General features: G+C 65.1%; 10 protein-coding genes. 3 read left to right on the top strand and 7 right to left on the bottom strand.

What is annotated here, in order from left to right; genetic code table 11:
- Window positions 1-22 precede the first annotated feature (22 nt).
- The 3 genes from ACTJKF_RS08605 to ACTJKF_RS08595 form a co-directional block, all read right to left on the bottom strand.
- Window positions 23-1,576, bottom strand: a complete 1,554-nt coding sequence (locus ACTJKF_RS08605) for a DHA2 family efflux MFS transporter permease subunit (RefSeq protein WP_440623131.1) — start codon at window positions 1,574-1,576, stop codon at window positions 23-25.
- Window positions 1,577-1,679: 103 nt separating this feature from the next.
- Window positions 1,680-2,996 carry an HlyD family secretion protein gene (locus tag ACTJKF_RS08600; protein ID WP_440623130.1) on the bottom strand — a complete coding sequence of 439 codons (1,317 nt, stop codon included), beginning with the start codon at window positions 2,994-2,996 and terminating at the stop codon, window positions 1,680-1,682.
- Between the two features lie 34 nt (window positions 2,997-3,030).
- The gene (locus ACTJKF_RS08595) at window positions 3,031-4,824 is read right to left on the bottom strand and encodes an efflux transporter outer membrane subunit (protein WP_440623129.1); all 1,794 of its coding nucleotides are present in this window, start codon (window positions 4,822-4,824) and stop codon (window positions 3,031-3,033) included.
- 623 nt (window positions 4,825-5,447) lie between these two features.
- Between ACTJKF_RS08595 and ACTJKF_RS08590 the strand changes: the two genes are divergently transcribed.
- The 3 genes from ACTJKF_RS08590 (at window position 5,448) to ACTJKF_RS08580 (ending at window position 7,030) form a co-directional block, all read left to right on the top strand.
- Complete coding sequence (locus ACTJKF_RS08590) at window positions 5,448-5,948, top strand: Ohr family peroxiredoxin (RefSeq protein WP_440623128.1); 501 nt, start codon at window positions 5,448-5,450, stop codon at window positions 5,946-5,948.
- 193 nt (window positions 5,949-6,141) lie between these two features.
- A complete protein-coding gene (locus ACTJKF_RS08585; RefSeq protein WP_440623127.1) occupies window positions 6,142-6,621 on the top strand; it encodes a carboxymuconolactone decarboxylase family protein in 480 nt (159 codons plus the stop codon).
- A 4-nt stretch (window positions 6,622-6,625) separates the two neighbouring features.
- The gene (locus ACTJKF_RS08580; protein ID WP_440623126.1) at window positions 6,626-7,030 is read left to right on the top strand and encodes a cupin domain-containing protein; all 405 of its coding nucleotides are present in this window, start codon (window positions 6,626-6,628) and stop codon (window positions 7,028-7,030) included.
- Between the two features lie 101 nt (window positions 7,031-7,131).
- On the opposite strand, the gene ACTJKF_RS08575 is transcribed toward ACTJKF_RS08580, so the two are convergent.
- The 4 genes from ACTJKF_RS08575 to ACTJKF_RS08560 all read right to left on the bottom strand — a co-directional run bounded on the left by ACTJKF_RS08575 (window position 7,132) and on the right by ACTJKF_RS08560 (window position 12,637).
- Window positions 7,132-7,284 carry a hypothetical protein gene (locus tag ACTJKF_RS08575; RefSeq protein WP_440623125.1) on the bottom strand — a complete coding sequence of 51 codons (153 nt, stop codon included), beginning with the start codon at window positions 7,282-7,284 and terminating at the stop codon, window positions 7,132-7,134.
- A 90-nt stretch (window positions 7,285-7,374) separates the two neighbouring features.
- Window positions 7,375-7,914: an HD domain-containing protein gene (locus tag ACTJKF_RS08570; protein ID WP_440623156.1), complete on the bottom strand. Its 540-nt coding sequence runs from the start codon at window positions 7,912-7,914 to the stop codon at window positions 7,375-7,377.
- Window positions 7,915-8,052: 138 nt separating this feature from the next.
- Entirely contained in the window at window positions 8,053-9,102 is a 1,050-nt protein-coding gene (locus ACTJKF_RS08565) for a patatin-like phospholipase family protein (protein WP_440623124.1), read from the bottom strand.
- A gap of 76 nt (window positions 9,103-9,178) precedes the next feature.
- Complete coding sequence (locus ACTJKF_RS08560; protein WP_440623123.1) at window positions 9,179-12,637, bottom strand: AAA family ATPase; 3,459 nt, start codon at window positions 12,635-12,637, stop codon at window positions 9,179-9,181.
- Between the last annotated feature and the right edge of the window lie 79 nt (window positions 12,638-12,716).

Raw genomic sequence — 12,716 nt, 5'->3', positions numbered from 1 at the left:
GCGCGCCGCGAAGCGGCCTCGCTCAGTGCGCCCCGGTCGCGGCCCCCGCGCCGCCCTTGCCTGGCCTGGTGAGCCAGACCAGCGGGATGATGACGATGAAGATGATCGACGACAGCCAGAAGATATCGTTCAGCGCGAGCATCGCTGCCTGCGCGTTCAGCGTGCGTTCGAAGAATGCCGCCGCCTGATCCTCGCCGCCGCCGAGCGTCGCATGGAGCTGCGCGATGGCGCTCGCATAGTCGGGATTGTTCACGCTCGACTGCTCGGCGAGCCGGGCGTGATGCAGGATCGTCCGGTCGTTCCACCCCGTCGCGATCAACGACGTGCCGACGCCGCCCGCGAACACGCGCACGAAATTGGACAGGCCGGCGGCCGCCGGAATCCTGTCGGGCGTCAACTCCGACAGGATGATCGCGGTAAGCGGCGTAAAAAAGAGCGCCATCGGAATGCCTTGCAGCAATGTCGGCAGCACCAGGGTATACGGGTCGACGCCGGTCGTGTAATGCGAGCGCATGAAGAACACGCCTGCAAAACCGACGAAGGCCAGCGTCGCGAGCACCCGCGCATCGGACTTCGGCATGATCTTCGCCATCAGTGGTGCAAGCAACACGGCGAAGATCCCGAGCGGCGCCGTCACGAGTCCGGCATCCACCGATCGATAGCCCAGATAGCCCTGAATCCATTGCGGCAGGATCACGAGGTTCGAGAAGAACACCGCGTACGCGACCGAAATCGCGATCGTGCCGCCTCGGAAATTGCGTACCGCGAAGAGGCGAATATCGACGATCGGGTTCTTCTCCGTGAATTCCCAGATCAGGAAAAACAGGAAGCTGACGGCGGCAATGACGGCGAGCACGCAGATCACGGACGATTTGAACCAATCGAGATCCTTGCCCTTGTCGAGCATGATCTGCAGCGTCGCGACCCACACGATGAGCGACATCAGGCCGACCTTGTCGATCGGAAGCTTGCGCACCGGCGTCTCGCGGTCGCGATAGATCATCCACGTCACGCCGGCCGCGAACAGGCCAACGGGAATGTTGATGTAAAAGATCCACGACCAGCTGTAGCTGTCGGTGATCCAGCCACCCAGCGCGGGCCCGGCAATCGGGCCGACCGTCGCGGTCATCGACCATAGCGCCAGCGCGGTCGAGCTTTTCTCCTTCGAATACGAACCCAGCAGGATCGCCTGGGAAAGCGGAATTAGCGGCCCTGCGACGACGCCCTGCAACACACGCGCGGCGAGCAGCACGAGCAGGTTCGGCGCGACGCCGCACAACCACGACGAAAACACGAACAGCACGATGGCGGCCACGAACAACCTGATCTGTCCGACGCGCTGCGTGAGCCAGCCCGTCAACGGAATCGCGACGGCATTGGCTGCCGAGAACAGTGTGATCACCCACGTGCCTTCGTCGACGGAAACACCGAGGTTTCCCGAGATCGTCGGAATCGCGACGTTCGCAATGGATGAGTCGAGCACGTTCATGAACGTCGCGAGCGCGACGGCGATTGTTGCAAGCACCAGCTTTCCGCCCGTCAGCGGCGGCGGTGCAAGTTGCATGGAGGCATTCATCTCGATTCCACCCTGAAAGATCGACCGGCCCGGCATATCGATCCGGCCAGTCAGACGATTGCGTCACCCGGGCCGCGACCACGCCGCGCCCCGGGGAGACGACTCAGCTTGCGCGCGGCTTCGTATCGCGTGTGTCGCTGGCGTCGTGCCCTGCGGGAGGCGACGACGATCCGACGCGCCCCATCGGCCCCGCACGCTCCGCGACGATGTTTTGCGCGACAATCCGCTCGATCTCGGCATCTGCCTGCGCGCCGTATTCGGCAAACACGTCCGTGCGATACGACGTATTCATCGCCGCGCCGAGCTGCGGGCCCGTGTTATCGCGCGTATCCACATCGACTTCCATCGACAGGCCGATACGCAGCGGATGTGCTTCGAGTTCCCTCTGGTCGAGCTGGATGCGCGCGGGCAGGCGCTGAACGATCTTGATCCAGTTGCCCGTCGCGTTTTGCGCCGGCAAGCTCGCGAAGGCGCTGCCCGTGCCCGCCGAGAAGCCGACGACGCGGCCGTGGTACTTGACCTTGCTGCCATACACATCGGCCGTCAGCGTGACGGGCTGACCGATGCGCATGCTGCGCAACTGGCCTTCCTTGTAGTTCGCGTCGACCCAGACCCCGTCGAGCGGCACGATCGCCATCAACGGCGTGCCGGGCGACACACGCTGGCCGACCTGAACCGAACGCTTCGCGACATATCCCGTGACCGGCGCGGGCAGGACGTTGCGCGCGTAGGCAAGATACGCATCGCGCACCTTCGAGGCGGCGGCTTGCACGTTCGGATGCTGGTCGATCGTCGTGCGGCCGGTCAGTGCGCGGTTGGCTTGCGCCTGTTGACGGGCGGCATCGAGCGCCGCCCGCGCGGCCGCCACGGCGTCGCGCGCATGCGCGATGTCTTCGGCCGACACCGCGCCCGTATCGGCAACCGCCTGGCGGCGGCGCAGGTCGTCCTGAGCGCGAACCAGATCGGACTGCTTCTGGGCGACGTTCGCGGCATACAGATCGTTGTTCACGTACAGACTGCTCACCTGCCGCACGGTCTGGCCCAGCGTCGCCTCGGCGTTGCCGAGCGCGACCTTCGCATCGGCATCGTCGAGCGTGACGACCGGATCGCCCGCCTTCACGATCTGCGTATCGTCGGCATTCACGGCGACGACGGTACCCGCCACCTGCGGCGTCAATTGCACGAGGTTGCCGCTGACGTATGCGTCGTCGGTGGACTCGTGGTAGCGCGCATACGTCAGGTAGTACACGCCATACGCGATCGACGACGCGACGACCGCCGCGCCGAGCAGCGCCAACAGCAGCCCACGCCGCCGCGTAGCGGGTTCGCTTGCGACAGCGTCGTCTCCTGACGGTGACGGATCGTGATTCACGCGGGCGGTGTCGACCGGCTTGCGAACCGGCGGGTTGATTTCGCTCATTTCAATTCTCCAGGCAGATTCGATGAATCACCGCTCAGCGCGCGGCGACGGCAGGCGTGTCGGGGACGGGTCCATCGGCGCGAGCCGCGGCCCCGGCGTCCGCGAACGACGTGTCGACGAACCCGCCGCCCAGCGCGGACGCCAGCGCGATCTGCCGGTCACGGCGAGTCATGCGCAGATTCGCGACGCTTTGATCGGCGGAAAGCGCGTTGACGTCGGCGTTCAACACGGTCAGTTGATTGGTGAGGCCGGCCTTGTACTGCGTGAGCGCCAGTCCGGCGGCTCTTAATGCGGCTTGCTGCGCGGTCTGCGCGTCGACCAGTTGCGCATCCGTCGAGCGCACGCCGGCGATTTGCGTGGCAACGTCGCTCAACGCGGTCACCAGCGCCTGGTTATAGGTGGCGACTGCACTGTCGAAATCCGCATAGCGCCCCTTCAGTTGCGCGCGGAGCGCACCGGCGTCGAAGATCGGCAGGTGGATGGCCGGGCCGACCGATACCGTGCGGCTCGCCGCCGTCAGGAAGCGCCCGAAGCCGAACGCGTCGAGCCCGATCGCGGCGCTCAGGTTGATGTCGGGATAGAACTCGGCCTTCGCTTCCTTCACGTCGTGCGCGATCGCGTCGACGATCCACCGGGCGGCCACGATGTCCGGCCGCCGGCTGACGAGATCCGCCGGCAGATTGTCGGGCAGGCGAACGTCGTCGCCCGTGCCGAGCACCGGCCGCGCGATCCGCAGGCCGCGATCGGGACCGGCACCGAGCAGCGCGGCGAGCTCATAGCGTGTCGCGAGAATCTGGCCGTCGAGCGATTTCATCGTTGCGCGGCTTGTCGCGAGGTTCGCACGTGCGGTCTCGCGCTCGACCTGAGTGTCGAGCCCTGTCGCGATACGGCCTGCGGTGATCCGGTCGATCTGCTCGCGCCGAGCGATCTCCCGTTGCGCGATGTCATGCAACAGGTAGAGGCGTGCAAGCTGGTTATAGGTGCGCGCGACCGACGTCGTGAGCGTCAGCCTGACCGTTGCCTCGTCCGCGCGGCTCGCCTGAAGCCTGGACACCGACGCCTTCAACGCCTCGCGCTTCTTGCCCCACAGATCGAGCTCATACGAAGCGCCGAGGATGCCCCGGTTCTCCGTCTGCCATGACCCGCCATACGGCGGAGGAACGAGCGCCGTTCCTGAGAATTGCTGGCGAGTGAGCGCGTAGCTGGCGTCGACGCGCGGCATCGTTCCCGCCTGCGCGGATTCGCCATAGGCCTGCGCGGCCGCCACGCGCGCACGCGCCTGTTCAAGCGTCGGGCTGCTTCTCAGCGCCTCGTCGACCAGCGCCTTGAGTTGGCCATCGCCGAACTGATCGGCCCAATCGGGGGTGGGCCAATGACCCTGCTCGAACGGCAGACTCTGTTGCGTCTCGTACTGTTGCGGGCCGGTCATCGCCGCATTGCCGTGAATGCCGGCGTAGTTCACGCACGCAGACAATCCGGTCGCGACGATCGCCGGCACGCCCGCCTTGAACACGCGCGACGTGTGTCGTCCGGCGATTGAAAAAATGTTCATTGTTCGTCTCGTCACGTAGTAGGCCCACAAAGCCGTTTGCAGAAAAATCGCCATTCGGGTTCGGTCCGGCATCCGCGCCGGCGCGGCAAGGCCCGGCGGCATTTCATCGCGACGACGCACCGTCGTGCGTGCGCGAGCAGCAAGCACCTCGGTCACGATCCCGTGGTGCGCATAGCCGTCGCGATCACTGACGAGATGCGCGCCCGCTTCGATGCGCGGATCAGTCCGGATCGGCGCCTGCGAAATCGTCAGCCAATCGATATTCAACGTTTCCATCGCAAGCCTCCGATTTCGCATGTGCGTTGCATTGCGCGTCGCTGATGGGCCGCTTGCACGCGCCGGTCGAAGCGTGGGTCGCGGTCTTCCGGATCGCAGGCAACGCCGGTCCCACCCGACGTCCGTCTTTCGGGCGCGATTGCCGTTGCATTCGCGGCACTTCATCAGCGGCGGAAAATCACGAATCAGGACGCAAGCGTCGAGCGTTATCGCAATCGAGGGTTCGTTTGCATCCCTGATCAGGCGCATTGCCGTACCTTGATACTAAGAGCCGGCCGCGCGCGCAGGTAGACCTGTATCGGAACACTTTCCCGTTCCTCATTGGCACCAATCAACGGCATCACCGCATTCGTCGAGCGCGCGATACGACCGATCACTCCCCGGCCGCATCTCATTGGTGCGGGGCAGGCAACACCATGCATCCCGATACCGATCTGGTACGGCGACTTGCCTTTGCCTAGCATGCAGGAACGTGTGGTCCATCTTTCGGATGGAGGTCATGGGGATCGACTTGCAGGCAAGCGCTGCGCCATTGCGTTGATTCGCTTCGACAAACGACGCCCCGCCCCGATACGCAAGGTTCGAGACGCTCGCGTTGACCAATACAAGCAACCGGGAGGCATATGGAAAACGAGAGGGTGCAACCTCCGTCGCTGGCACTGCTCGACAAATATCGTGGAGAGGCATTCGCCGCGCTCTACACGACCACCGTTACCGTCTCCGGAGGCGAGGCCCGGCACGGCCGTGCATCGGGCGTCGCGCGATCCGCCGACGGTTGTCTCGTCCTCGATCTGCGGCTGCCCACCGAACTGGGCGGCCCGGGCGGCGGCACCAATCCCGAACAGCTTCTTGCCGCCGGCTACGCCGCGTGTTTTCACGGTGCGCTGAGCCTGCTGGCACAACGCGAGAAAATCGACAACCGGGAAACGACCGTCACGGTCGAGGTCTCGTTCGGTCGCGATCCCGTCGATGGCGGATATGCGCTGATTGCCAACGTCACCGTTCGCATGCCGGGTGTGGACCGGCAGGTCGCGGAACGCCTTGTCCGCGACACGGAGCGCCTGTGCCCTTATACGAAGATGGCCCGGCAGGGAATCTGCGGTGTCGTCGCCGTGTCGGTCTGAGCGAACGTCGGCGGTGTGCGGGTGGCCGGCGCATCTGCCGGGCGATTGGTGCCGAAGCGGCAACAGAGTGCGCACCTCCCCGGCACTACTGACCCGCGAGGCCCGCGATTACGATAGTTACCAGGCAGGTCTCGCAATGAATCGGCACGCGCCGGGGCTGCGGCACCGCTTAAACCGATCAGGAGAATGGATCATGACGCAACGTATCAACTACTTTCAGCAATCGCCGGAACTGACCAGGAAGCTCGTCGAGCTCGACGGCCTGTTTCAAAAGACGACGATCGAGACGCCGATTCGAGAACTCATCGAGATCCGCGCATCGCAGATCAATGGTTGCGCGTTCTGCGTCGACATGCACATCAAGATGGCAAAAATCCACGGCGAGCGTGAACTGCGCTTGCATCACGTCGCGATCTGGCGCGAGTCGCCGCTGTTTTCGCCGCGCGAGCGTGCCGCGCTGGAATGGACCGAAGCATTGACGCATCTGCCGTCGCATGGCGTACCGGACGACCTCTACGAACGCGTACGGGCCCACTATTCCGAGAAGGAGCTGTCGGATCTCACCTTCCTCGTCGGTGCGATCAACAACTGGAACCGGCTGAATGTCGCGTTCCGCATCGTGCCCGGTTCGTTCGACAAGATGTTCGGGCTCGACAAGGCCAACCTGGAGTAACGACATGAAACGCATCATGCTCGCGCTCGTACCGCTTGCGCTGTCGCTCCTGATGCCCGTTCAGCCGGCCGCCGCCGCACCGCAAGCCAAAGTGACGCAGCTGACCACGGAGCCGCTGCCCGAGTATCCGGGCAAGGAAGTCGAGATGATCGTCGTGGATTATCCGCCCGGCAGCGTCGATCCCGTTCATCGTCACGACGCACACGCATTCGTCTACGTGCTTGACGGCAGCATCGTGATGGGGCTGAACGGCGGGAAGGAAGTCACGCTTCACGCCGGCGACACGTTCCACGAAGGCCCGGAGGACGTGCATACGGTCGGAAGAAACGCCAGCAGCACGAAGCCGGCCAGATTCGTCGTGTTCCTGATCAAGAACAAGGGCGCGCCGGTCCTCACGCCCGTGAAATAGCGGGATCGTTGTCGAGGTCCGGCAACGCCGGGCCCGCTCCGCCCGAGCCGTCGCATCACGGTGCGTCATCTACGACGTCAACGTCGTCTCCCGATTCAACGTCACGCGCACGGGACGGCCGGCGCGATGATCCGGCGATTCAGGGCGCGAGCAGCGTGATCGGCGTGCGCGAGGGCGATGGCCGCACGCTGCAGGCGCTCGACGCCGCACTCGCGCGTCTCAAGCAGGACGGCACGATCGATCGTCTCCAGCATTGAGTCTCGGGACACCGCGAGCCAGGTGCTCGCGGTGTCCGGTTCCGCTCAAGGCAAATGGCGCTTCGGCGAACAGCAGCGCACTCGCCCTCACGCCGGAATCGGCAAACCCAACCGCCAGCTCAGGTTGCTGCGCGCCCGCGCCTCGCAGCGCGTGTAGAAGAAATCGGTCAGATAGATGCGCGGACGTTCGAGCAGCCCGCGCAGCATCGTGCGTTCAAGACGGTCGTAAGCCCGGTCGTCGAGATCGGGGCGCTCTGCCCGAAGGTGGCGGCCGTCTACGCGAAATCGGCTGCGAGAAGCACCGAGCGCCGCCAGGTCGATGTCGCACACGAAACGGGTATCCGGTTCGGTGGCAATACCCGAGTGGGTCGTCGCGAGAATCATCTCGCGGATGCGATCGCACGTGCGGATTCGCCCGTCTGCCTGGCGTTCGAACCAGTCCGCGCTACGCTGCTCGTTGTCTTGCGCGCCGGGGACAAAAATCACGTCATGAAACCAGAGCGCGAGTTCGACGGCATCCGGCTCCGGAATCGCGTCGCGCGCCTGGTCGAGATGATGCAAGCATCGCCGCACATGCGCGAGCGTATGGTAATGGCGAGCCGGCTCCGCATAGCAGCGTGCGAGCATGCGATACACGTCCTCGGCATGGATCCCGCCGCCGCACGACCACAACGCGACAAACCGCGCCTGCGTCCGGTTCACGTTCGCTCCTTGGGCCGTGCCGGCCATGCGTGATCGCGCGATGCCGACACGACTGCGATGCGCTCAGAGAAATTCCCTGCGAATGTCGATGCTCGACCGCTTTCCGATGTTTCCGTAATGATGCGCGAGCCACGCGTCCGCTTCGCGTCGCCCGTGGTCACGCAGTCCGCTCAGGAATGCCCAGTCCGCGTTGTACTTGCTCGATACGCTCAACGCGCTCAGCGCGTCGTCCGCGCGAATGGAATGGATCAGCATTTCCTTCATCTCGCCGCGCTTGATCGTGCCTTGCTGGATCAGGTCGGTGACGAACGCGATGGCTCGCATCTCGCGCATCAGCGACGAGTTGAAACTGATCTCGCTGATCCGGTTGAGAATTTCCGCGGCCGTGATCGGGACGCCGCGGCGCACGAGCGGATTGATGTGCACGATCACGACGTCGCGCGTCGTGCAATTGTAGATAAGCGGATAGATGGCCGGATTACCCATGTAGCCGCCATCCCAGTAGTACTCGCCATCGATCGAGACCGCCTGGAACAGCGTCGGCACGCATGCCGATGCAAGTACCGCGTCGGCGCTGACATCCTCGCCCGTGAAGAGGCGGATCTTCCCCGTCTCGACGTTGGTTGCGCATAGATGCAACCGGATCGGACAGTGCTTGCGCAACGCGTCGAAATCGACCTGCCGTTCTAGTACTTCGCGCAGCGGATTCAGGTTGCCCGGATTGAACTGATACGGAGAAAACACGCGCAGCATCATGTCGGCCAGGGCATAAAGCGGCGAATGATCGAGCCCGAAGCTATGCGTGCCCTTCAGCCAGGGCGCCCAGCGCAGCGGGTTGTAGCGCTCCGCCGATTGCGCGACCGCCTGCCAGAAGTCGTGCAGTGCCTGACGCGCACCGTCCTCGCCGCCCTGCAGCAGCCCGTATGCGAGTACGGAAGCGTTCATCGCGCCGGCGCTGGTCGCGCTGACACCTTCGATTTCAAGCCTGCCGTCTTCGATCAGCCGGTCAAGCACGCCCCAGGTGAAGGCGCCGTGCATCCCGCCGCCCTGCAACGCCAGCGCGATCGGTTTGCGCGGGACATCGTCGCGGCGTCTTGTATGCGTGATTGTCATGCCCGTCTCCTCAAGCAGCGGCAGGTTGTGGACGGCGCGGGGTCACACGATGCGTCGTCGTGCGCCGCGGCCCCGTTCATCCGGCGCGCGCACCCAATGCATCCAGCAGCGTTTTCGCCTCTCGCAGATCGCGCGTCGCGAAGCCTTCGGTGAAGCCGATGTACACGTCGGACAGCATTTGCTGCGCCTCCGCCGTCTTCCCCTGCCGTTGCAACAGCCGGACGAGGTCCGACGCGGCTCGCAATTCCAGCGCTCTGGCGCCCTGCCGGCGTGCGCACGCGATCGCGCGCTGAAAACAGTCGGCGGCTTCGTCGTCGCATGCAGCGGCTGTCCCGTCCTCGTCGGCCCGTCCGGCCAGACAGATTCCCGCGAGCCGGTGCAGCTCGGCCTCGTAGCAATGCTCGCCGGATTGCTCGACGATCGCCATGGCCTCTTCCAGCATGTCCCGTGCCGCGCGCGCGTCACCCGCGCGCCAGTAACTGTCGGCGAGCAACGCGAGAGAATAGGGCCGCAGGTCTTCGCCGCCCGCCGCCCGCAGCGCATCGAGGCCCAGCCGCATCTGCGCGATGCCGTCCCGGATGTTTCCCAGTGCGCTCGCCGCCCAGCCTCGCAGAAGCGTCCCCCATGCGAGCCAGTAGGGCAATCCGTGCTCGGTCGATACGGCAATGACCGCCTCTGCACGCTCACCGGCAAGCACCGGCTCCCTGCGCAGCTGATGCAAGTGGGCCGCGTAGGTCAGACCGAACGCCAGGGACGGCCCGTAAGCGAGGCCCTGCGCGAGCGCGAGTGCATCGACGCTGCGTTCGAGCGCTTGTTCCGGATATCCCTGAAACCACAAAGTCAACGCGAGGTAGCTGAGCGCCCGAATGCCGGGATCCACCCCGTGCGTGAAGACATGTGCCTGATGCTGCTTCGGATCGTAGATCGCAAGCGCCGCTTCCAGGTTTGCGCGAGCAGCGTCGAAATCGCCCTGCAGAAACACGCAGCCGCCCCGTGCACTATGGGCCTCCACGAGCAAACCCGGGTCATTCCCTTCCCGCGCCGTATCGAGCATCTGCTTGCCCAGGGCACTCGCGATGGCATACTCGCCGCGCACCACATGGTGTATCCGCAATCCCAGCTGCGTCGCAAAGCGTTGCGATGCCTCGCCCGTGCGCTCGCATAGTTCGAGCGCACGCCTGTAGGTCGCGCCCACCTCCGTCGCGCCATACCCACGCACATCCATCAGGACCGGCCCCAGCGAAAGCAACAGCGTCAGCTCCCAATGCGCGCGCATCGGCGTGTCGGGCAAGCCCTTCAGTAGCGCAAGTGCCGCGCCGAGATGATTCATTGCATCGTGATGGGCGGCGTGGCGCAGCGCCTGCTGCGCCGCGCGATGCAGGTATTCGACGGCCTTCGGCACGTTGCCGCTCTGACTGTAGTGGTGCGCGAGTTCGCTGCAGTAATCGGCGATGCGCGTCGGGAACAGCACCTCGATCGCCTGCGCGGTGCGCTCGTGCAGCGTGGTACGCCGTTGCGTGAGCAACGAACGCCCGGCCACTTCCTGGGTCAGCGCGTGCTTGAATGAATAATTGACTTCGGGAAACGCAGGGCGCTCGTAGATGAACTCCGCCGCTTCCAGATGCGCGAGCAGACGCCGCAGTTCGTCGTCCCGTACCGGCGCCTCGCTGCAGATTTGCCGGACCAGGCTGAACGGAAACTCGTGGCCGATCACGGCAAGTGCCTGCAGCAGCTCCTTTTCCTCGATCGGCAGCCGGTCGATCCGGGCGGCGAGCACGCCCTGCACGGTGGCAGGAATGTGCAGCGTCGCCGGCGTCTCCACGATGCGATAGCGCCCGGCCTCGCCGAGCAGCGAGTTCTCCTCGACCAGCGTCTGGACCACTTCCTCCATGAAGAACGGATTGCCCTCCGTCTTCTCCAGAATGCGCTGCTTCAGCGGCCCGAGCGTGCGATCCTCGCCGAGCAGCGCCGCGAGCAGCCCTTGCGCGTCGGCAGGGCCGAGCGGTTCGAGCCGGATCGTGCTCCAGTGCGCCGCGCGCGCCCACGCAGGCTGATACTCGGGCCGGTAGTTCACCAGAAGCAGGATGCGTGCGGCCGGCACGTGGTCGACCAGGTACGCGAGGAAGGTTTCCGTTTCGCGGTCCAGCCACTGCAGGTCCTCGAACAGCAGATGGACCGGCTGGTTCTGGCTCTCGCGCACGAGCAGCTGCCTGATCGCATCGAAGGTGCGGTCGCGCCGGATCTGCGGATCCATCTCGACGAGCACCGGCCCGCCTTCACCGATGCCAAGCAGATAGAGGACGTACGGCACGAGGTCCTCGAAACCGCGCTCGAGCGCGAGCGCCTTGCCGATGACCTTTTCCCGGCAGCTCCGCTCGTCGTCCTGCGCGGTGATCTGGAAATAATTCTTCAGGAGTTCGATGAGCGGCAAGTTGGAAAACGCCTTGCCGTGCGATACCGAAAACGTCTCCAGCACCAGCGCGCCGCGTCGCGAACGCTCCTTGAACTCGTGGAACAGGCGCGACTTGCCGACGCCGGCTTCCCCCGCCACGCCGACCACGCGCCCATGCCCGGCCCGCATGCTCTCCAGGGCCTGGTTCAGGTGCTCCAGTTCCGTTTCGCGGCCGACGAACCGCGCGAGACCACGGTGTGCGGCCAGTTGCAGGCGCGTGCGTAGCGCACCGAGGCCCAGCACTTCGTAGACGCTCAACGGCGCGGGAATGCCCTTGAGTTGCGTGGCCCCCAGCGCCTTGAACTCGAAATAGCCTTCCGCCAGCTTGTGGGTCGACTCGCTGACGAGAATCGACGTCGGCGTGGCGATGCCTTCGATCCGCGACGCGATGTGGATCGTGTGCCCGAGCGGATCGTAATCGGTGTGCAGGTCGTCGGTGCGGATCGAACGGACGACGACCTCGCCGGTATGAACGCCGACGCGAATCTGCAGGGGAATGCCTTCCTGCAGACGAATGCGGTCGCCGTGCTGCCGCATCGCGTGCTGCATGCGCAATGCGGCGAAAAGCGCGCGCTGCGCATGGTCTTCGTGCGCGATCGGCGCGCCGAACAGCGCGAGGATGCCGTCGCCGAGCGATTTCGCGACGTAGCCTTCGTAGTAGTGGACGGCGTCCATCATCAGTTCGACCACCGGCACGATCAAGCGATGTGCGACTTCGGGATCGAGATCGTGGATCAACGCGGTCGACCCGGCCATGTCGGCAAACAGCGCGGTCACGGTCTTGCGCTCGCCGGCGGGCTCGCCGCGCGCTTCCATCGCCGCGTGTTCGGCACGGATGCGCTCGGCGAGATGATCGGGCGTGTAATGAACGGGGGTGGGTGACGGTTCGGGCGCCGCTGGCCGGGTCGATGGCGGCAGCGCAGCCGCGGGCGTGGCCAGCGACGTGCCGCAGTTGCTGCAGAAGCGGGCCGCGGGCGCTGTCTCGTGCCCGCACTGCGGGCACGTGGGGCACAGCACGGCCTGGCATTCCTGGCAGAACCTCCCGCCGGGAGGATTCTCGGATCCGCAGATGGGGCAGCGCATAAAACCCTCTTCCAGCCAAGGGCCGACATCAAAATATTATGCGCCGCCGTGCGCGGAAATTCAGTGAAGTAGCGGCATC

Origin of the sequence: Burkholderia sp. 22313 (genome assembly GCF_052045245.1) — a bacterium.
Lineage (GTDB): Bacteria > Pseudomonadota > Gammaproteobacteria > Burkholderiales > Burkholderiaceae > Burkholderia.
This window is presented reverse-complemented; position numbering and strand designations above follow the sequence as displayed.